At 59.1% G+C, this 19,885-nt stretch carries 17 protein-coding genes; 6 read left to right on the forward strand and 11 right to left on the reverse strand.

Annotated features, from left to right (window positions below):
• Window positions 1–93: 93 nt before the first annotated feature.
• The 7 genes from catC to QMX93_RS23325 all read right to left on the reverse strand — a co-directional run bounded on the left by catC (window position 94) and on the right by QMX93_RS23325 (window position 6,518).
• Window positions 94–384 (reverse strand): muconolactone Delta-isomerase, encoded by a 291-nt coding sequence (catC, locus tag QMX93_RS23295; protein ID WP_159814816.1) that lies wholly within the window; start codon window positions 382–384, stop codon window positions 94–96.
• Between the two features lie 27 nt (window positions 385–411).
• Window positions 412–1,533, reverse strand: a complete 1,122-nt coding sequence (locus QMX93_RS23300; protein WP_282358121.1) for a muconate cycloisomerase family protein — start codon at window positions 1,531–1,533, stop codon at window positions 412–414.
• Window positions 1,534–1,555: 22 nt separating this feature from the next.
• Window positions 1,556–2,317, reverse strand: a complete 762-nt coding sequence (locus tag QMX93_RS23305; RefSeq protein WP_159814818.1) for a 1,6-dihydroxycyclohexa-2,4-diene-1-carboxylate dehydrogenase — start codon at window positions 2,315–2,317, stop codon at window positions 1,556–1,558.
• Window positions 2,318–2,550: 233 nt separating this feature from the next.
• A complete protein-coding gene (gene benC / locus QMX93_RS23310; protein ID WP_282358122.1) occupies window positions 2,551–3,558 on the reverse strand; it encodes a benzoate 1,2-dioxygenase electron transfer component BenC in 1,008 nt (335 codons plus the stop codon).
• Between the two features lie 20 nt (window positions 3,559–3,578).
• Window positions 3,579–4,067, reverse strand: coding sequence for a benzoate 1,2-dioxygenase small subunit (gene benB / locus QMX93_RS23315; RefSeq protein ID WP_053119548.1), 489 nt, complete (start codon window positions 4,065–4,067; stop codon window positions 3,579–3,581).
• Entirely contained in the window at window positions 4,067–5,422 is a 1,356-nt protein-coding gene (benA, locus tag QMX93_RS23320) for a benzoate 1,2-dioxygenase large subunit (RefSeq protein WP_282358123.1), read from the reverse strand. The genes benB and benA overlap by 1 nt, the downstream gene beginning before the upstream one ends.
• 139 nt (window positions 5,423–5,561) lie before the next feature.
• Entirely contained in the window at window positions 5,562–6,518 is a 957-nt protein-coding gene (locus QMX93_RS23325; RefSeq protein WP_282358124.1) for an AraC family transcriptional regulator, read from the reverse strand.
• A 202-nt stretch (window positions 6,519–6,720) separates the two neighbouring features.
• Between QMX93_RS23325 and QMX93_RS23330 the strand changes: the two genes are divergently transcribed.
• Window positions 6,721–8,265 carry a class I SAM-dependent methyltransferase gene (locus tag QMX93_RS23330; protein ID WP_282358125.1) on the forward strand — a complete coding sequence of 515 codons (1,545 nt, stop codon included), beginning with the start codon at window positions 6,721–6,723 and terminating at the stop codon, window positions 8,263–8,265.
• A gap of 75 nt (window positions 8,266–8,340) precedes the next feature.
• Here the strand turns inward: QMX93_RS23330 and QMX93_RS23335 are convergent, their stop codons facing one another.
• Window positions 8,341–8,598, reverse strand: coding sequence for a hypothetical protein (locus QMX93_RS23335; protein ID WP_159814823.1), 258 nt, complete (start codon window positions 8,596–8,598; stop codon window positions 8,341–8,343).
• Window positions 8,599–8,711: 113 nt separating this feature from the next.
• Entirely contained in the window at window positions 8,712–9,713 is a 1,002-nt protein-coding gene (locus QMX93_RS23340; RefSeq protein ID WP_282358126.1) for an AraC family transcriptional regulator, read from the reverse strand.
• Window positions 9,714–9,846: 133 nt separating this feature from the next.
• Here QMX93_RS23340 and QMX93_RS23345 point away from each other — a divergent pair, with 133 nt between their 5' ends.
• The 3 genes from QMX93_RS23345 (at window position 9,847) to QMX93_RS23355 (ending at window position 13,712) form a co-directional block, all read left to right on the forward strand.
• Window positions 9,847–11,433 (forward strand): choline dehydrogenase, encoded by a 1,587-nt coding sequence (locus QMX93_RS23345; RefSeq protein ID WP_282358127.1) that lies wholly within the window; start codon window positions 9,847–9,849, stop codon window positions 11,431–11,433.
• A gap of 250 nt (window positions 11,434–11,683) precedes the next feature.
• Window positions 11,684–13,264 carry an arylsulfatase gene (locus QMX93_RS23350; protein ID WP_282358128.1) on the forward strand — a complete coding sequence of 527 codons (1,581 nt, stop codon included), beginning with the start codon at window positions 11,684–11,686 and terminating at the stop codon, window positions 13,262–13,264.
• A gap of 97 nt (window positions 13,265–13,361) precedes the next feature.
• Window positions 13,362–13,712: a hypothetical protein gene (locus tag QMX93_RS23355; protein WP_282358129.1), complete on the forward strand. Its 351-nt coding sequence runs from the start codon at window positions 13,362–13,364 to the stop codon at window positions 13,710–13,712.
• Window positions 13,713–13,749: 37 nt separating this feature from the next.
• Here the strand turns inward: QMX93_RS23355 and QMX93_RS23360 are convergent, their stop codons facing one another.
• A complete protein-coding gene (locus tag QMX93_RS23360) occupies window positions 13,750–14,037 on the reverse strand; it encodes a hypothetical protein (protein WP_282358130.1) in 288 nt (95 codons plus the stop codon).
• A gap of 699 nt (window positions 14,038–14,736) precedes the next feature.
• Window positions 14,737–17,025, reverse strand: coding sequence for a 5-methyltetrahydropteroyltriglutamate--homocysteine S-methyltransferase (gene metE / locus QMX93_RS23365; protein ID WP_282358133.1), 2,289 nt, complete (start codon window positions 17,023–17,025; stop codon window positions 14,737–14,739).
• 299 nt (window positions 17,026–17,324) lie between these two features.
• Here metE and QMX93_RS23370 point away from each other — a divergent pair, with 299 nt between their 5' ends.
• On the forward strand, window positions 17,325–18,701 hold the full coding sequence (locus QMX93_RS23370; RefSeq protein ID WP_282358131.1) for a pyridoxal-phosphate dependent enzyme: 1,377 nt from the start codon (window positions 17,325–17,327) through the stop codon (window positions 18,699–18,701).
• Window positions 18,698–19,870, forward strand: coding sequence for a cystathionine gamma-synthase (locus QMX93_RS23375; RefSeq protein WP_282358132.1), 1,173 nt, complete (start codon window positions 18,698–18,700; stop codon window positions 19,868–19,870). Before QMX93_RS23370 ends, QMX93_RS23375 begins: the two co-directional genes overlap by 4 nt.
• Window positions 19,871–19,885 lie beyond the last annotated feature (15 nt).

Consider the following 19,885-nt stretch of genomic DNA (forward strand, 5'->3'; position numbering starts at 1 on the left):
GAGCCTGCTCGCGATCGCGGTCAATCAGTCGCTATGGATGCTGAATAAACGACCGCTATCGCGAGCAGGCTCACTCCTACAAGGGTTGGGGGCTCAGCGGTCGTCGGCGTGGATCGACGACGGATGTCGGCAGAGCCCGTCGATCTCGATGTCCATGTAGGGGAACAACGGCAATTGCATCAGCGTGTCGTGCAGCGCTTCGACGCTTGGCAGATCAAACACGCTGTAATTGGCGTAATGCCCGGCGATGCGCCACAGGTGACGCCACTGGCCTTCGCGTTGCAGCCGTTGCGCCAGTTCTTTTTCGTCAGCCTTGAGTCGAGTGGCGATGGCCGGATCCATGTCGACAGGCAATTTCACGGTCATTTTTACGTGGAACAGCATGGTGGCTTTCCTCTTGTTGTGATCGGTTCAGGAACGGCGAAAACGCGCCAGCCGCTCTTCGTCCAGCGTCAGGCCAAGGCCCGGGCTGCGCGGGATGTGCAGGTGAAAATCGCGGTACTCGGGCCGTTCGGTGACGATGTCTTCGGTCAGCAGCAACGGCCCGAACAGCTCGGTGTCCCAAGTCAATTGCTTGAGCGTGAGGAAGGCGTGGGCCGAGGCCAGCGTGCCGACGGAGCCTTCGAGCATGGTGCCGCCATACAACGCGATGCCGGCGGCCTCGGCGATTTGCGCGGTTCTGAGCACGGCGCGGGGGCCACCGTTCTTGGCGATTTTCAGGGCGAACACGCTGGCGGCGCCGTCAGCGGCGAGGCTGAACGCGTCTTCGACACTCTCGATCGATTCATCGGCCATGATCGGTGCCGGGCTGCGCTGATTCAGACGAATCTGCCCCGAGCGGTTGACCCGCGAGATCGGCTGTTCAATCAGATCAATGCCGTTGTCGCCCAATACCTGGCAGCCACGAATCGCCTGGGACTCATCCCAATACTGGTTGACGTCGACCCGCACACTGGCGCGATCGCCCAAAGCTTTTTTGATCGCCACGACGTGCTTGAGATCCTGCTCCAACGGATTGGCGCCGATCTTCAATTTGAAGATGCGATGACGCCGTACTTCAAGCATCTGCTCGGCCTCGGCAATGTCGCGCGCGGTGTCGCCGCTAGCCAGCGTCCACGCGACTTCGAGGCTGTCGCGCACACGGCCGCCGAGCAGTTCGCTGACGGGCAGGCCGAGGCGTTTGCCCTGCGCGTCGAGCAGCGCGCTTTCGATGCCGGATTTGGCGAAGGTGTTGCCCTTGGCGATCTTGTCGAGCCGCTGCATCGCCGCGTTGATGTTGTTGGCGTCCATGCCAATCAACGCTGGCGCGAGATGCGCGTCGATGTTGGCCTTGATGCTTTCCGGGCTTTCATGGCCGTACGCAAGGCCGCCGATGGTGGTGGCTTCACCGATGCCTTCAACGCCATCGCTGCAGCGCAAACGCAGGATCACCAGGGTCTGCTTCTGCATGGTGTGCATCGCCAGTTTGTGCGGGCGAATGGTCGGCAGGTCGACGATGATCGTCGTCAGGCTTTCAATCAGAATTCGCGGCATATCAATGCTCCTTGAGAAGTACTCAGCCGAGGTCGCCGCCACCGACCGGCAAGGTCACGCCGGTGATGTACGAAGCGTCGTCGGAGGCGAGAAAGAGGATCGCGCCGACCTGTTCATCGAGGCTGCCGTAGCGTTTCATCAGGCTGCTGTCGAGGGTTTGCGTGACGATTTGCTGGTACCAGGTTTGTTCTTGCGCCGACTGTTCGGCGTCGTTGCGCGGGATGCGCCGAGGTGGCGCTTCGGTACCGCCGGGTGCAGTAGCGTTGACGCGAATGCCACGCTCGGCGTTTTCGAAGGCCAGGCACGCGGTGAGTGCGTTGATGCCGCCCTTGGCCGCGCCATACGGCACGCGATTGACGCTGCGGGTGGCGATTGAGGAAACGTTGACGATGGCGCCGCTGCCTTGTTTGAGCATGTACGGCAGCGCGGCGTGGCAGCACCATAAGGTCGGGAACAGCGAGCGGCGCACTTCCGCTTCGATTTGTTCGACCTGGTAGTGTTCGAATGGCTTGGCCCAAATGGTGCCGCCAACGTTGTTGATCAGGATGTCGAGTCGACCGAAAGTGTTGATCGCTTCGGCCATGACCCGGGCGCAATCGGCGTACTGTTCCAGATCGGCAGTCAGTGCCAGAACGCCCTCGCCTTGCAGTTCGTGAACCAGTTCGGAGCGGTCGACGGCGACGACTTGCGCGCCTTCGCTGAGCAGGCGCTCGCAGACGCGGCGGCCGATGCCTTGCGCCGCGCCGGTGACGAGCGCGACCTTGTTGGAGAATCTGTTGTTCATGACAACCTCGATGCAAACGAATATCGAAAACTGTGGTGAGGGGATTTAGCGAAACGTCGCACCGCCCTGATGGGCTGCGCAGCGGCCCCCTGCTGTTAAGGCAAAAGCGAGGGCCGCTGCGCGCCCCATCGGGGATAAATCCCCTCGCCACAGGTAGAGACAGGCCCACAGATGAGGGGCAGACCCAAAGATGAATTACACACCACGATGAGTGGCAGGCTCACGGACGGAGATCAGGCTGCGGCGAATTTTTCGTAGTAGAAATTCGCCGGGGTGATGCCCTGCTCGCGGATGTATTGGCTGACCGCTTCCACCATCGGCGGCGGCCCGCACAGGTAGACGTCGACGTCGCCGTCATTGAGGTGGCGCGGTTCGATGTGCTGGGTGACGTAGCCCTTGAGCGGGTGTGCACTTTGCGGATTGGCGACGCAAGCGCCGAAGCTGAAATTGGCGATGCGTGCGGCAAAGGCTTCAAGGCGATCGAGTTCAACCAGATCGAAGTCATTGGTCACGCCATAGATCAAATGCACCGGGTGCGCACTGCCCTGCTCGGCGATTTTTTCCAGCATCGCGGTGAACGGCGCCAGACCGGTACCACCGGCGAGCAACAGCAGCGGCCGTTTGATTTCGCGCAGGTAAAAACTGCCCAGCGGCCCGGCCAGATTCATGCTGTCGCCGGCCTTGGCCAGACCGGTGAGAAAGCTGCTCATCAAACCGCCGGGCACGTTGCGAATCAGAAAACTGACCTCGCCATTCCTCTGCAACGAGCTGAAGGAATAGGCACGACTGTGTTCACTGCCCGGCACTTGCAGGTTGACGTATTGCCCCGGCAGGAACGCCAGTTTGCTCAGCGCTTCGCCCTTGATCGACAGCGCGATGGTGCTCTCGGACAACTGCCGGACAGCGCTGATCGACGCTTGAAAATTTGCCTGTTCGGTTTTGCAGACTTGTGAGCCAACCGGCACTCGCACCACGCAATCGCTTGCGGCGCGCATCTGGCATGTCAGCACATAACCTTGTGCGAGTTCGTCGGCGCTCAAGGCGTCTTCGATGAAGTTGTCGCCCATTTCGTAACGCCCGGCTTCGGCGAAACACTTGCACGTGCCGCAGGCGCCGTCCCGGCAGTCCAGCGGGATGTTGATGCCTTGGCGATACGCCGCGTCGGCGACGGTTTCATGGCTGCCGGCCTCGATGAAACGAGTGACGCCGTCTTCAAAATTAAGGGCGATCTGGAAATTCATGGTGCACCTCGTCGTTTCGACTAGATGTGGTAGATGTCGATGACCTGACGGACGTAATCGTTTTTCAGCACGACTTTCTTGGCCTTGATCAGCGGCTGCTCGCCGCGTAGATCGAGGGTGTAGAAACTGCTGCCGAAGTAGCTGTCGGTGACCTGATAACGAAAGCTCAGGGTGTGCCAGTTGAAGCGCACCTGGCACTGGTCGGCGCTGTGCTCGACGATCTCGATGTTGCTCAGATTGTGCGAGGTGCGGGTGTCGGGAATCGTCGCGCTGGAGCGCTCGGTCTTGATCCGGAAGATGCGGTCTTCGAGGCCACCCCGATTGCCGTACCAGATCAGCGAGATTTCGCTTTGCGGGTCTTCGGTGAGCGTGTCGTTATCGTCCCAGGCCGGCATCCAGAAAGTCGCGTCGGCGGCGTACAGTTCCAGCCATTGATCCCACTGGCCGTCATCGAGATAACGCGCTTCGCGGTAGAGAAAGTCGCGCACATTGTCGTAGAGGTTGCTCATCACACAGCCTCCACGGGGATCAGTTGTGGTTCGGCGGCAGCGGCTTTGAGCATGGTTTCCTGCCAGTACTTGTGTTGCAGCACGAACAGGCCTTCGTCTTCAGTGCGCATACCGGAGAGCAGCGGTTTCAGGTCGATTTCCTCGGCGGCAGCGTCGGCGCCTTCAACCCAATGGGTCGCGCCTCGGGACATGTCGTTCCAGCCGCGCCCGGCGCCATAGCCGGTCTGGCACGAACGGAATTCTTCCAGATCATCCGGCGTGGCCATGCCGCTGACGTTGAAAAAGTCTTCGTACTGACGAATACGTTTGGCGCGCGCCTCGGCGCTCTCGCCTTTGGGGGCGATGCAGTAGATGGTGATTTCAGTCTTGTCGACCGAGACTGGCCGGGCAATGCGGATCTGCGAACTGAACTGATCCATCAGATACACGTTCGGGTACAGGCACAGGTTGCGCGAGTTTTCGATCATCCAGTCGGCGCGAGCCTGACCGAAATCACGCGCCAGTTCGTCACGACGCTCGTAGGCCGGGCGGTCTTCAGGGTTGGCCCAGCGCGTCCAGAGCAGCAGATGGCCGTGATCGAAGGAGTAGAAACCGCCGCCCTTCTTCGCCCAACTGCCGGCGCTCATAGTCTTGATCGCCTCGCCCGCTTCGCGTTGCTGGCGCTGGTTCTGCGTCGCGGCGTAATTCCAGTGCACAGAGCTGACGTGATAGCCGTCGGCACCGTTTTCGGCGGTGAGTTTCCAGTTGCCTTCGTAGATATAGGAACTGGAACCACGCAGTACTTCGAGACCTTCCGGCGACTGGTCGACGATCATGTCGATGATCTTCGCTGACTCGCCCAAGTGCTCGGTGAGGGATTTCACATCGGCATTCAGACTGCCAAACAGAAAGCCGCGATAGGACTCGAAACGCGCGACCTTGGTCAGGTCATGGGAGCCTTCGCAGTTGAAGCTTTGCGGGTACCCGGCCTCACTCGGGTCTTTGACCTTGAGCAGTTTGCCGCTGTTGTTGAACGTCCAGCCGTGGAACGGGCAGGTATAGCTGGAACGGTTGCCGGATTTGTGCCGGCAAAGCATGGCGCCGCGATGGCTGCAGGCGTTGAGAAAAGCGTTGAGCACGCCGTCCTTGTTGCGCGCGATGAAGATCGGCTGGCGCCCCATGGTGGTGGTCAGAAAATCGTTGTTGTTGGGCAGTTGGCTTTCGTGGGCGAGGTAAATCCAGTTGCCTTCGAAGATGTGCGCCATCTCCAGTTCGAACAGACGCGGATCGGTGAACATCTCCCGCTTGCAGCGGTAGGCGCCCTTCTCTTTGTCTTCTTCGAGCATGGCATTGAGGTAGTCGATTCCCAGGGACATGGCCAGGGCCTCCATTGTTATTGTTCAGGCCAGGTCAGATTAGGGAGGCGCAGCGCGGGGCAATAGCCGAATCCTGCAGATCGCTATCCGTTTTGTGCAGGACGGCGCGGCAGATGATTCGGACTGTTTCGAAGGGCGATCAGTGGCGGCGTTTGAGGGTGTGCGACGGCAGTTCGCCGAACTGTTGGCGATAGCTTTCGGCGAAACGGCCCAAGTGCAGGAAGCCGTAATCCAGTGCCAGCTCCGTGAGGTTGCGCACCGGGCAGTTCGGGTCGCTGAGGCAGGCGTGAATACGCGCCAGTTTGCGCTGACGGATGTATTGCATCGGAGTAACGCCGAGTTGGCGTTCGAACAGGCTGTACAGCGAACGCGGGCTCATGCTCGCCTGCGCGGCCAGATGTTCGGCGGGCAGATCGAGTTTCAGGTTGCGCTCGATGTAATCGAGGATGCGCTCGAAACTGACGCTCGGTGCACTGAGGCTCTCACGGCTGACATTGGTGTTCATCAGCGAGATCAGTTTGCTGCCGATGATCTGTGCGTAGTGCTCTTGCACCCGCAGCAACGGATCGCTGGCCTCGGCCTCTTGGCAAATCATCGCGAGCAGATTGGTGAAGCCTTCCAGTTCGCTCAACTGATAGTGATTGCGCAGGAAGCGGATACCGCTCGAAGGTCGCAACCAGCGCTGCTCGTCGCACACCGACTCGAGCACGCTGACCGGCACTTTGAGGATGAATTTTTCGCAGTCGTCGGAGTAAGTCAGATCGACCGGATCATCCGGATTGATCAATAACAACTCGCCCGGCACCAAATGATGTTCACGTTTATGCCCGCGCCACAGGCAATTGCCTTGCAGCAGCACTTGCAGGTGATACACGGTTTCCAGCGCCAGCGACGTCACCCGGACGCTGCCGCCGTAACTGATGCGGCACAGATCGAGATCGGCGAGTTTGCGATGGTTGAGGCTGGCTTGCGGATGGGCGGTTTTGGACAGGCCGATGAAGTGCTGGCCGACGTGCTGATTGACGTAGTCGGAGACGGCATAGGGGTCAGCGTGACGAAACACGCTGCTGCGATCACTCAGCAGATGGCTGTCCATTAGGCGGTGCTCGATCTTGTCGTTATGGGGTGCACGGTTTTCAGACTCACCGGTCACAGTACGCTTGCGTGCAAAAACCGGCAATTGGACGAAAGGTCGGGTATCCGCTAATCGAACACTTTGTGTTCAGCTTTTCAACGCCGTGCCGATAACGCGGAGACGCAAGAGCAACTTTCCCCTGTCGAAATTGAAGGACACCCGCATGAGCGACGCCTGGAACGAAGGGTATTTCACCGACGAAGGCTACACCTACAGCTATAGCCGCGAAATCAATCCGGTCTTCCAGCGTTACTGTTTGCTGCTGCGCGGTTTTGCCGGCCTGGAGACCACTGACGGCTATCACTGTGAATTGGGCTTTGGCCAGGGTGTGTCGATCAATATCCACGCTGCCGCCAACCCCGGCAGTTTCGTCGGTACCGACTTCCATCCGGGTCAGGCTGGCCACGCCATAGCCTTGGCGAACAGCTGGAACAGTGACGCGCGGCTGTATGACGACAGTTTCGAACAACTGCTCGCGCGTAATGATCTGCCGCAATTCGACAGCATCAGCCTGCATGGCATCTGGACGTGGGTCAGCCGTGACAATCAGCAACTGATCGTCGAATTTGCCCGTCGTCACCTCAAGCCGGGCGGGTTTCTGTACATCAGCTACAACTGTCTGCCCGGCTGGTCGCCTTCTGCGCCACTGCGCAACCTGTTCCGCCTGCACGATCGCTTCGCTACCAACAGTTCCGTTCGCCCTGATCAGCGCATAGACGCCGCGCTGCAATTCTCCGAGGCGTTGCTCGCAGCCCACCCCAACTACGCCAGCACCGCCCCGGGCGTCAATGCGCAACTGCAGAGCATCAAAGGCCAGAATCGTCAGTACGTCGCTCACGAATATTTCAACCGTGACTGGAACTGCATGTATTTCACCGACGTGGTCGACGCCCTCGCCGCGGCCAAACTCGACTATGCCGCGACCGCCGTGCCGCTGGACACGGTCGATCCGCTCAACCTGAGCGCTGAAGGCATGGACTTCCTCGAGGGCATCGATCACCCGATCATGCGCGAGCAAGCGCGGGATTATTTCGTTAATCAGAACTTCCGTCGCGATTTGTACGTGCGTGGCGCCAATCGACTGTCGGTGGCTGAGCAACGCCAGGGGTTATTGAATACGCGCTTTGTTCTGTTGCAGCCGGCGGAAAGCGTGGCCAGCAGTGTCAAAGGCCCGGCCGGCGAAGCAGCGTTGCAGGCTGACGTTTACGGCCCGGTACTCGAGGCTTTGGCGGCCGACGCCTATGTCGCAAAAACCCTGCGCCAGCTCTCAGCCACCGTGCCCGCAATGCCTTACGACGATCTGGTGCAGGCGCTTGCCGTGCTCGTCGGCATGGGCGCTGCAGCACCGTGCCAGAGCGAGGCCGCAGAGCGATTGGTGCAAGCACGTTGCAGCACGCTCAATCTGCAACTGTGCAAACGCTCGCTGCTGAGCGATAAGATCCAGACACTGGCCAGCCCGGTGACGGGCGGTGGCGTCGTGGTCAGCCGCTTCCATCAGTTGTTCCTGATCGCGATCAAACAGGGCAAAAATCACCCGATGGAGTGGGCACAACTGGCGTGGGCGGTGCTGGCTGAGCAAGGCGTCGTCCTGGTTAAAGACACTCAGCCGTTGACCACGGCCGAAGAAAATATCGCCGAGTTGACTGAGCAGGCCCATGCATTTGCCGTGAGTTCACTGATCATTCTGATGGCCTTGAACATCGTCTGAACGAATCGCAGACAAAAAGAAGCCCGGCTGATAGCGCCGGGCTTTTTCGTTGAGGCCTGCGGTAAAACTATGCATTCAGGCGTTACGGCGTTCGAGCAGACGGTCGGCACCACCCTCGGCAACCAGATTGCCCTTCAGTCGATCCGAACCGTCGGCGGCAACGGCGTCACTGAACAGAGGATCGGTTTCGTTCGCGGCAACCGAGTCGCTGAACAACCGGTCGGTTTCCGTTGCGGCGACCGCGTCACTGAACAGCGGATCGGTTTCAGTCGCAGCAAAGGCGTTCAGGGCGAAGATCGAGAAAGCAATGCCGAGCAGGGTTTGGCGTTTCATGGTGTGTGCTCCGTGGTGCAGTGGGTGGTTATGGAGCCGATCTTACGCCGCGCTATCAATATGAGAACTTCATTGGGTTAATGGTTGTTATTGATAGCGTCAATGATTGTGTCTCACCCCAGCAACTGGCGCCGCATCGCACCCGGCGACATCGCAAACCAACGCTGACACGCGCGATTGAACACGCTTTGCTCGCTGTAGCCGAGAAGCCCGGCGACCTGCGACATCGGCATGTGCTTCTGCCCCAGATAGTGTTCGCTGCGCTCTTTACGGAGTGTCTCGACAACGTCATCGAAACTGCGCCCCTGCTCGGCCAGCCTTCGCTGCAACATACGCACGTGCATCCCGAGTTGTTCTGCGATCAAAGGCAAGCGGCAACGCTGGATCGGCATCATGCGCAGCACCAGACGTTCCACCTGCTTGACTACATCCGAGGTGGCCTGCAAATCGAACTGATCGAAATACTGCTCAAGCGCCTGATGCAGATAAGGCGCCTGCTGTTCGATCGGCTGATTCAGCTGCTCGTTGCTTAACACCAGCGCATTGCAGGGCTGGCCGGTTTGCACCGTCGTTTTGAAATAGCGCCGGTAGGTTTTGCCAGTCAAATGTGTGCTGGAAAAAAGTACCGACTGCGCGACGAAATGGTCGCCATACAGCAGCTTCATACCGTTATGCGCCACGCCCATCGCCAGTTCGATCATTTGCCGGCGGGGAGCCGGGCCCGAGAGCCGGATGTCGATGACCAGTCGTGGAGAGCCGGCCTCGCTGTGATCCAGATCGAGCTGAATGCCCGGGCTGTGGTAACCGATGAAGCGGATGATTTGCGCCAGCGCCTCCCCCGCCGTGGCGCAGGTTCGGGCGATCACTGCTATCGGCCCGAGTACGTGCAAATCCTGATATTCGGCCATGCGCAGGCCGAAATCGGCGCAGTTCAGCTCGCGCGCGGCAAACTCCAGCAGGCCCACCAAAGAGCGTAAAGGCACGCGTGCCTCTTCTTCCTCCAGCAACTGCGGATTGATCCGAAAGCGTTCGAGCATGCGGTCTGCATCGCCGCCGAGCTGGCTGGTGACTTGCCGAAAACCGGTGAACGAGGTTGTTCTTATTAATGAAGTCATGTCACCAAATATCAAATAAATGTCATGAGAGATCAATAATTTTCTTGTCCTACAAGCCAACAATCAACCCGGGGTACTTACCGCTGCGTCATCGCGACGCTGCCACTGCTCACTCGCTCGGGATTGCTCTGTAATGGAATTCGATTACGTAATCATCGGTGCCGGCTCAGCCGGTTGCGTTCTGGCCAATCGCCTGAGTGCAGACCCGCACGTCACGGTGTGTTTGCTGGAGTCAGGGCCTGAAGACCGCTCACCACTGATCCACGCACCGGTGGGCGTCGCAGCGATAGTGCCGACGCGGCATGTCAACTGGGCGTTCAAGACCGTTGCGCAGCCAGGCTTGAACGGGCGTTACGGCTATCAACCACGGGGCAAGACGCTGGGCGGTAGCAGTTCGATCAACGGCATGATTTATATCCGTGGCCATCACACGGACTTTGACGATTGGCAGGCGCTGGGCAATCCGGGCTGGTCGTTTGCTGAGGTGCTGCCGTACTTTCGCAAGAGCGAGATGAACTACCGCGGTGCCTGCGATCTGCACGGCGCGCTCGGTGAACTGTACGTCGGCAAAAACCCGATACATCCAGCGACTCAGGCCTTTATCGACGCGGGTCAGATGGCCGGGCACCGCTACAACGCGGATTTCAACGGTGTCGATCAGGAAGGCATCGGCCAGTACGACGTGACGATCCGCGAGGGTCGACGCTGGAGCACGGCCACCGCGTTTCTCAAACCGATTCGACACACGCGCAAAAACCTCACCGTGCTGACGTCGGCGGTCGCCGAGCGCATTGTGCTAGAGGACAAAAAAGCCGTCGGTGTCACGCTTTGCCGCAACGGTGACCGGCAAACCATCAAGGCCCGGCGCGAGGTTCTGCTCAGTGCCGGCGCCTTTGGCAGCCCGCAGTTGCTGATGCTGTCGGGGATTGGCCCGCAAGAGGAGCTCAAACCTCAAGGCATCGCGGTTCTGCACGAACTTACGGGCGTCGGCCAGAATCTGCAGGATCATCCGGATGTCGTGCTCCAGTACAAAAGCCCCGATACGTCATTGATGGGCATCTCTGTAAGCGGCGGCATCAACATGGGCAAGGCCTGGCTCGATTACGTCAGGCATCGTCGGGGGCCGTTCATCAGCAACTTCGCTGAAGGCGGTGCTTTTCTGAAAACCGACAGCAGCCTGACGCGTCCGGACATCCAGTTGCATTCAGTGATCGCGATGATCGACGACCACAACCGCAAATTGCACTGGGGGCACGGTTTCAGTTGTCACGTCTGCGTGCTGCGCCCAAAAAGCAGAGGCAGCGTCGGTTTGCAGTCGATTGACCCTACCGCCCCGCCTCGCATCGACCCAAATCTTTTAGGCCATGACGATGACGTCGAGACATTGTTGACGGGATACCGCATGGCCCGCGAGATCATCCAGCAAGCGCCCATGGCACGTTTCGGTCTGAAAGATGTGCTCAGCGAAGGCTTGTACGGGGACGAGCAACTGATCCAGTTACTGCGCCAGCGTGCAGACTCCATCTACCACCCGGTCGGCACCTGCAAGATGGGCAACGATGAACTCGCCGTGGTCGACAGTCAGTTACGCGTGCACGGGATCGAAGGGCTCCGCGTCGTTGACGCATCGATCATGCCGACCCTGGTGGGCGGTAACACCAATGCAACCTCGATCATGATTGCCGAACGTGCCGCTGACTGGATTATCAATGCACGTTAAGCGTCGAGGAGAAGTTTTATCTGTCAGAAAAGTCGCAACCTAATTGGCTGCATTAATTGTCGTGACATCAAGTACTTGGTTTGATTTCAGAGTTCGTCAGAGGGCAAATGTCATATTTAGACACGCGCACTGGAGGCGAAAACACCCACGCCATCTAAGGTGAAACGGGCATTCCGTAAAGTTTGCACGAGGGCAAAGTGATGGCACGTCATAAGTCCGTAAGGACTACCTGTCTAAAGGAGTTGTAGGTATGACTGATTTAAGTAAGTGGTTACCTACGTTTGCGTTAGTTGCAGCGTCGGTCATCTCAGCCTCGGCCATGGCTGCGGAGAAACCCAACATATTGGTGATTTTTGGTGACGACATCGGCCAGACCAATATCAGCGCCTATTCAATGGGCGTGGTGGGTTACAAAACGCCAAACATCGACCGGATTGCCAAAGAAGGCATGATGTTCACCGATTACTACGCGGAGAACAGCTGCACGGCAGGTCGATCTTCTTTCATCACTGGCCAGACGCCACTGCGTACCGGCCTGTCGAAAGTCGGCATCCCCGGCGCACCGGTCGGCCTGCAAAAACGCGATATCACCATCGCTCAGGCGCTCAAATCCCAGGGTTATGCGACCGGTCAGTTCGGCAAGAACCACTTGGGCGACAAGGATGAATACCTGCCGACCAACCACGGTTTCGACGAGTTCTTTGGCAACCTGTATCACCTCAATGCCGAAGAAGAACCTGAGCGTCCGTACTGGCCGAAGGATGACCCGGAATTCGTCAAAGCCACCTCCCCTCGCGGCGTCATTCACAGCTTTGCCGATGGCAAAATCGAAGACACCGGTGCGTTGACTAAAAAACGCATGGAAACCATCGACGACGAAACCACCGCCGCCGCACAGGCTTTCATCGAGAAACAGGCGAAAGCGGACAAACCGTTTTTTGTCTGGATGAACACCACCCGCATGCACGCGTTTACGCACATACGTGACTCAATGCAGGGCCAAAGCGGCATGCCGGGCAACGATTACGCCGACGGCATGATCGAGCACGACGGTGACGTCGGTAAACTGCTGAAAACCCTCGATGACCTGAAAATCACCGACAACACCATCGTGGTTTACACCACCGACAATGGCCCGAACCAATGGTCGTGGCCGGACGCGGCAACCACGCCGTTCCGCAACGAGAAGAACTCCAACTGGGAAGGCGCATATCGTGTGCCAGCAATGGTTCGCTGGCCGGGCAAGATCAAACCGGGTGAAGTGTCCAACGAGCTGTTCTCGGGTCTGGACTGGTTCCCGACACTGCTCGCCGCTGCGGGTGATACCGATGTCACCAACAAGCTACTCAAAGGCTGGGCCCCGACTTCCGGTGGCACCAGTTTCAAAGTGCATCTGGATGGCTACAACCAACTGCCGTACCTGACCGGCCAGAGCCCTAAAGGTGAGCGCAAGGAGTTCTACTACTTCAACGACGATGGCGTGCTGGTGTCGATGCGTTTCGGCAACTGGAAAGCCGTGTTCTGCGAACAACGCGCACCGGGCGGCTTCAAGGTCTGGAGCGAACCGTTCGTGTGCCTGCGCGTACCGAAAATCTTCAACCTGCGCATGGATCCGTATGAGCGTGCCGATATCGTTTCCGACCAGTACTACGACTGGACGACCAAAAACGTTTATCTGACCGAAATGGCCGTCGGCAAGTCCGCAGCGTTCCTGCAGACCTTCATCGACTATCCACCAAGCCAGAAACCGGCGAGCTTCAGCGTTGACCAGATCCGCGCGGCGGTCGATGCAAAAATCGCTGAAAAAATGAAGGCCGAAGCAAAACAGTAAGACGAGCGCCTGAGAGCGGCATCGCAAAGCTTTCTCCAGACGCGGCATCCCGTATGTCGAGCCTGGAGAAAGCCTCATTATTCAGGGAGAAGAACATATGAAGGCAGCCCTATGGGTGTTGACGCTGGCGTCACTGGCAGGCTGTGCGGCACCCTCGATGAATGAACTGCGCCAGGAAGAACCGCGCCAAGTGCTGCATTCGAAAAAAGCCGTCAAGGTGATTGCCGACTGCGTACAGCATGGCTGGGAGAACCTTTCGGTGTTCGAGGGCCGATCCGGGGCCACTCAGGAACCGGGCAAGAAAGGCGCGATTACGGTGGCCACAACGGGCTCGGCATACTTCGTTGATATTCAGCCTGACGCCGCAGGATCAGTGGCGAAATACTACGCATCGACCTATCGCTGGATATCCAGGAAGCACTTGGACACTGTGCAAAGCTGCCTGTGATTTGCCGCCTGGCCCACTGCGCAGAGGTGGGCCGGGATTACTTGCACTTGGCCAACACCACCTGACAGGTGTTCGGCGTGCCACCGGAACGACCGGCATAGCGGATGCAGTTGCTCAGGGATTTTTGGCGAGCCATGTTCAGGCTGGAGCCCCACGCGAGACCGCCCTCGCCGACCGTTGGTAATGCCTTGGCGTAACAACTGTCGCCGACGCCTGATGGCGGATAGTGCTTTCGGCTCGAGCAGCCTGAGATCAACGTCAGGCTGATGACGATCAGCGCGAGCCAGGCCCACCCCTGACTCCGGCATCTCTGTAATCCGATCATCCTGTTTCACCTGCTGCGAGAGAGCCGCGATGGCATGAGTCTAGCCGGTATGTCACAGGGTCATGTAGGAGCTGCCGAAGGCTGCGATCTTTTGATCTGTTTTTAAGATCAACATCAAGAGATCGCAGCCTTCGGCAGCTCCTACAGTAATCCGATTAGCCCGTTACCTCTGGCCAACGCAGTCAAACTGTGGGAGCCGGCTTGCTCGCGAAGGGGGCGGCAGGTTCAGTATCTTCGTTGCAGGTACACCGCTTTCGCGAGCAAGCTCTGCTCCTACAAAAACAAAAGCAACATCAAAAGATCGCAGCCTTCGGCAGCTCCTACACAGGATGAGCGCAAGCTCGGCTGCAGCTTTTGATCTTGCTCTACCCGCCCCGTCGGAAGGCTGAGTGGAGGGATTTATCCGGGGGTGGGAGCGCAGCGACCGTTTGGCGCAGCCAAATGCATCGAGAGGAGGTGCAGCGAAGCAAACCGGAGGCGATGCGCCCGGATGAATTCCGTAACGAAGGAACCCCGAGCCCCAGCGAGCGGGCCGAACGCTGGGGCAAAGCCTTTTGGGTTACCTTTTCGGCGTCTGGAAAAGGTGACCCGCCGTAAGGGCGGAACCCTAAGCCGCCGTTACCGCAGGAATGGATATGTACGCAGTCAGAAAGAACCCCACAGCCTTCGCGAGCAGGCTCGCTCCCACAGGTTTTGTGTTCAGGCCAATTCTTTGCGCAGTTGCCGGGCAGCGGTGACCATGTGCACCAGCGCCGCTTCGGTCTCTGGCCAGCCACGGGTTTTCAGGCCGCAGTCAGGGTTGACCCACAAGCGTTCCGCCGGAATACGCTTGGCCGCTTTACGCAACAGATTGGCCATTTCCGACGCATCCGGCACCCGTGGCGAGTGGATGTCGTAGACGCCCGGGCCGATTTCATTCGGGTAGGCGAAAGCTTCGAAAGCCTCCAGCAATTCCATGTCCGAACGCGAAGTTTCGATGGTGATGACGTCGGCATCCATCGCCGCGATAGACTCGATCACATCGTTGAATTCGCTGTAGCACATGTGCGTATGAATCTGCGTTTCGTCGCGCACACCCGAGGCGCACAAACGGAATACTTCAGTCGCCCAATCCAGATAATGCTGCCACTGCGCCTGACGCAACGGCAGACCTTCACGGAACGCCGCTTCGTCGATCTGCACGATCTTGATGCCGGCGGCTTCCAGATCCACCACTTCATCACGGATCGCCAGCGCCAGTTGCCGCGCCTGCACTTCACGGGTGACATCCTCACGCGGGAACGACCACATCAGCATGGTCACCGGGCCAGTCAGCATGCCTTTCATGACCTTGCGGGTCAGGCCCTGGGCGTAGCGAATCCATTCAACGGTCATGGCTTTCGGACGGCTCAGATCACCAAAAATCACCGCCGGTTTCACGCAGCGCGAACCGTAGCTCTGCACCCAGCCAAACCGGGTGAACACATAGCCGTCGAGTTGCTCGGCAAAGTACTCGACCATGTCATTGCGCTCGGCTTCACCGTGCACCAACACATCAAGACCCAAACGCTCCTGAATCTCCACCGCGTGGCGGATTTCGCTGTGCATCGCCTCGGTGTATTCGGCTTCGCTGAGCTTGCCTTGCTTGAACGACTGGCGAGCCAGACGAATCGATGCGGTTTGTGGGAACGAACCTATCGTCGTGGTCGGAAACAGCGGCAGATCGAGCCCGGCACGCTGCTTGGCGATACGCTGGGCAAACAACGATTGACGCTGACTGTCCTGGGCAGTGATCGCCGCCACACGCGCCTGAACCGCCGGTTTGTGAATGCGTGGCGATGCAGCACGCGCAGCCTGCACCGAACGGCTCTGGGTCAATGCCCGCAGCACGCGCGGCGCTTCCGGCTCGTTGACCGCTTGGGCCAGAACCGCCACTTCCTCGCACTTCTGCACGGCGAAGGCCAGCCAGCTTTTCAGTTCGGCATCCAGCTTGTCTTCACGGCCCAGATCCACCGGGCTGTGCAGCAGCGAGCAGGAAGGCGCCACCCACAAGCGATCACCCAGACGCTCATGCGCATGCTGCAAAGTCGCGAGGGCATTTTCCAGATCGCAGCGCCAGACGTTACGGCCGTTGACCACACCCAACGACAACACTTTATACGCTGGCAGACGATCAAGAATCGTCGGGTACTGTTCCGGCGCACGCACCAGATCAATGTGCAAACCGTCGACCGGCAGATTCGCCGCCAGACCAAGGTTTTCTTCCAGGCCACCAAAGTACGTGGCCAACAGTTTCTTCAGCGGATCGCGCTGGATCTGGTTGTAGGCGCGCTCGAATGCGTTCTTCCATTCCTGAGGCAGATCGAGCACCAGAATCGGCTCGTCAATCTGCACCCACTCCACGCCCTGCGCAGCGAGGCGCGAGAAAATCTGGCCGTACAGCGGCAACAAACGATCGAGCAAATCGAGCTTGTCGAACTCAGCGCCTTTGGCCTTGCCCAGCCACAGATAGGTCAGCGGGCCGATGATCACCGGTTTGACGTTGTGCCCCAGCGCGCGGGCTTCTTCGACTTCGTCGAACAACTGTTCCCAACCCAACTGGAACTGTTGATCCGCGCTGAATTCCGGGACGAGATAGTGGTAGTTGGTGTCGAACCACTTGGTCATTTCCTGGGCGTGGGCACCGCCGCAGCAACTGTCGCTGACGCCACGCGCCATACCGAACAGGGTGTGCAGACTGGCTTTGCCGTCGTGCGGACGGAAGCGCTCCGGAATCACACCGAACATCAGCGAGTGCGTCAGCACCTGGTCGTACCAGGCGAAATCGCCGACCGGCAACAGCTCGATGCCGGCGTTTTTCTGCAAGTCCCAATGTGCTTTGCGCAGTTCGCGCCCGACGTCACGCAGGCCCGCTTCGTTCAGTTCTCCTTTCCAGAACGCCTCTTGCGCTTTTTTCAGTTCGCGGTCGCGACCGATGCGCGGAAATCCAAGGGAATGGGCCAGTGCCATAACAAACAACTCCAATGTCTTGTTGATGGCGGGCATTGTCGGCATCGGTCGCAGGTGAATCAAACTCAATATAATCCTGATCATCACAAGAAATCCTCATGATCCCTCCCACCCTGTAGGAGCTGCGGAACGCTGCGATCCTTTGATCTTGCCCTTCAAAAACCAACATCAAAAGATCGCAGCGTTCCGCAGCTCCTACGGGGATCGGGGTTGCGAGAGGTGCCAACCGGGCCTATGTTGCTTGCGAGCATCTTCTGCGCGAATGGAACGCGATCAATCACCAACACCGAGGTGAAGACATGTCAAAGGAATCCCGCCCTGCCGTACTTGGGCTGATCGGCAACACTCCGCTGGTGCAAGTGACCCGCTTTGATACCGGGCCCTGCACGCTGTTTCTAAAACTCGAATCACAGAACCCCGGCGGCTCGATCAAGGATCGCATCGGCCTGGCAATGATCGACGCCGCTGAACGCGATGGCCGTCTGCAACCGGGTGGCACCATCGTCGAAGCGACGGCCGGCAACACCGGTCTGGGCTTGGCACTGGTCGGCCGCGCCAAAGGTTATCGGGTGGTTTTGGTGGTGCCGGACAAAATGTCCACCGAGAAAGTCCTGCACTTGAAAGCCATGGGCGCCGAGGTGCACATCAACCGCTCCGATGTCGGCAAGGGTCATCCCGAGTATTACCAGGACGTCGCCGCGCGCCTGGCGAAAGACATTCCCGGCGCGTTTTTCGCCGACCAGTTCAACAACCCCGCCAATCCGCTGGCCCACGAATGCAGCACCGCGCCGGAGATCTGGGCGCAGACCGAACATGATCTGGACGCGATTGTGGTGGGCGTTGGCTCGGCCGGCACGCTGACCGGTTTGACCCGATTCTTCAAACGCGTGCAACCGGATCTGGAAATGGTCTTGGCCGATCCGGTCGGCTCGGTCATGGCGCAATACAGCCGCGACGGCAGCCTGCCGACGCCCGGTTCATGGGCGGTGGAAGGCATCGGCGAAGACTTCATTCCGTCGATCACCGACCTCTCCAGCGTGCGCCACGCCTACTCGATCAGCGACGAAGAAAGCTTCGATCACGCCCGTCAATTACTCAAGGCCGAAGGCATTCTCGGCGGCTCCTCCACCGGCACCCTCCTCGCCGCCGCACTGCGTTATTGCCGCGAACAGACCGAGCCGAAACGCGTAGTCAGTTTCGTCTGCGACACCGGCACGCGCTATCTGTCGAAGGTTTACAACGATCAATGGATGACCGATCAGGGCCTGCTCAAACGCAAAGGCTACGGTGATTTACGCGACCTGGTTGCCCGTCGTTTCGAAGATGGCCGGGTGATCAGCGTCGGCCCCGACGACACCCTGCTGACCGCGTTCCAGCGCATGCGCCTGGCCGACGTTTCGCAGTTGCCGGTGTTGATCGACGGCAAGCAACTGGTCGGCGTGATCGACGAATCGGACATTCTGCTCGGCGTCCATGAAGACGCCGCGCACTTCCGCAAACCGGTGACCAGCGCCATGACCGACAAGCTGCAAACCCTCGCGCCGAACGCCGATCTGGCCGAGCTGGAAAGCGTGCTCAGCCGTGGCCTCGTCGCCATCATCGCTGACGCTTCGGGCTTCCATGGCCTGATCACCCGCGTCGACATGCTCAACCAATTACGGAGATCCCTCGCATGAGTCAGCACGACGATAAATCCCAAGGCTTCGCGACCCGGGTGATCCACGCCGGGCAGGAACCGGATCCGACCACCGGCGCGCTGATGCCGCCGATCTACGCCAACTCCACCTATCTGCAAGACAGCCCCGGCGTGCACAAAGGTTTCGATTACGGCCGCTCGCACAACCCGACGCGCTTCGCGCTGGAGCGTTGCGTGGCGGATCTTGAAGGTGGCACGCAGGCGTTTGCGTTTGCTTCAGGGCTGGCGACGATTTCGACGGTGCTGGAATTGCTCGATGCCGGCTCGCACATTGTTTCCGGCAACGATCTGTACGGTGGAACGTTCCGTCTATTCGACAAGGTGCGTCAGCGCAGCGCCGGGCATCGTTTCAGTTTCGTCGACCTGGCCGATCTGTCGGCGTTCGAAGCGTCATTGCAGGACGACACGCGGATGGTCATGGTCGAGACGCCGACCAACCCGCTACTGAGCCTGTCGGATCTGGCCGCGATTGCGCGTATCTGCCGCGCACGCGGGATCATTTGCGTGGCCGACAACACCTTCGCCAGTCCCTATATCCAGCGGCCGCTGGAGTTGGGTTTCGACATCGTGCTGCACTCGACCACCAAGTATTTGAACGGCCACTCCGATGTGATTGGCGGGATCGCCGTGGTTGGGCAGAACGCTGAACTGGCAGAGAAACTGGGTTTTCTGCAAAACGCCGTCGGGGCGATTGCCGGGCCTTTCGATGCGTTTCTGACCTTGCGCGGGGTGAAGACTTTGGCGCTGCGCATGGAGCGTCATTGCAGCAATGCGCTAGAGCTGGCGCAGTGGCTGGAGCAGCAGCCGCAGGTCAAACGTGTCTACTATCCGGGGCTGCCGTCGCATCCGCAGCATGAGTTGGCCAAGCGGCAGATGCGTGGTTTTGGCGGGATGATTTCTGTTGATCTGAATAGTGATCTGGCCGGTGCGCGGCGGTTTTTGGAGAATGTGAAGATCTTTGCGTTGGCGGAAAGTCTGGGCGGCGTGGAGAGTTTGATCGAGCATCCGGCGATCATGACGCATGCGACGATTCCGGCTGAGACGCGGGCCAGACTCGGGATTGGTGACGGGTTGGTGCGGCTGTCAGTGGGGGTTGAGGATGTTGAGGATCTGCGGGGGAATTTGTTGCAGGCTTTGGCTGGGATGTAAGTCTTGGGGTTTGAT

It is taken from the genome of Pseudomonas sp. PS01303 (assembly GCF_029959385.1).
GTDB classification, from domain to species: domain Bacteria; phylum Pseudomonadota; class Gammaproteobacteria; order Pseudomonadales; family Pseudomonadaceae; genus Aquipseudomonas; species Aquipseudomonas rustica.

Bases quoted from the DNA above. Each gene is read 5' to 3' on its own strand.
- benB (WP_053119548.1), bottom strand. From the start codon at position 4,067: ATGAGCAACCTCTACGACAATGTGCGCGACTTTCTCTACCGCGAAGCG.
- QMX93_RS23330 (WP_282358125.1), top strand. From the start codon at position 6,721: ATGAGCGACGCCTGGAACGAAGGGTATTTCACCGACGAAGGCTACACC.
- QMX93_RS23375 (WP_282358132.1), top strand. From the start codon at position 18,698: ATGAGTCAGCACGACGATAAATCCCAAGGCTTCGCGACCCGGGTGATC.
- metE (WP_282358133.1), bottom strand. From the start codon at position 17,025: ATGGCACTGGCCCATTCCCTTGGATTTCCGCGCATCGGTCGCGACCGC.
- QMX93_RS23325 (WP_282358124.1), bottom strand. From the start codon at position 6,518: ATGGACAGCCATCTGCTGAGTGATCGCAGCAGCGTGTTTCGTCACGCT.
- QMX93_RS23355 (WP_282358129.1), top strand. From the start codon at position 13,362: ATGAAGGCAGCCCTATGGGTGTTGACGCTGGCGTCACTGGCAGGCTGT.
- QMX93_RS23360 (WP_282358130.1), bottom strand. From the start codon at position 14,037: ATGATCGGATTACAGAGATGCCGGAGTCAGGGGTGGGCCTGGCTCGCG.
- QMX93_RS23370 (WP_282358131.1), top strand. From the start codon at position 17,325: ATGTCAAAGGAATCCCGCCCTGCCGTACTTGGGCTGATCGGCAACACT.
- QMX93_RS23305 (WP_159814818.1), bottom strand. From the start codon at position 2,317: ATGAACAACAGATTCTCCAACAAGGTCGCGCTCGTCACCGGCGCGGCG.
- benA (WP_282358123.1), bottom strand. From the start codon at position 5,422: ATGTCCCTGGGAATCGACTACCTCAATGCCATGCTCGAAGAAGACAAA.
- QMX93_RS23345 (WP_282358127.1), top strand. From the start codon at position 9,847: ATGGAATTCGATTACGTAATCATCGGTGCCGGCTCAGCCGGTTGCGTT.
- QMX93_RS23300 (WP_282358121.1), bottom strand. From the start codon at position 1,533: ATGCCGCGAATTCTGATTGAAAGCCTGACGACGATCATCGTCGACCTG.
- catC (WP_159814816.1), bottom strand. From the start codon at position 384: ATGCTGTTCCACGTAAAAATGACCGTGAAATTGCCTGTCGACATGGAT.
- QMX93_RS23350 (WP_282358128.1), top strand. From the start codon at position 11,684: ATGACTGATTTAAGTAAGTGGTTACCTACGTTTGCGTTAGTTGCAGCG.
- benC (WP_282358122.1), bottom strand. From the start codon at position 3,558: ATGAATTTCCAGATCGCCCTTAATTTTGAAGACGGCGTCACTCGTTTC.
- QMX93_RS23335 (WP_159814823.1), bottom strand. From the start codon at position 8,598: ATGAAACGCCAAACCCTGCTCGGCATTGCTTTCTCGATCTTCGCCCTG.
- QMX93_RS23340 (WP_282358126.1), bottom strand. From the start codon at position 9,713: ATGACTTCATTAATAAGAACAACCTCGTTCACCGGTTTTCGGCAAGTC.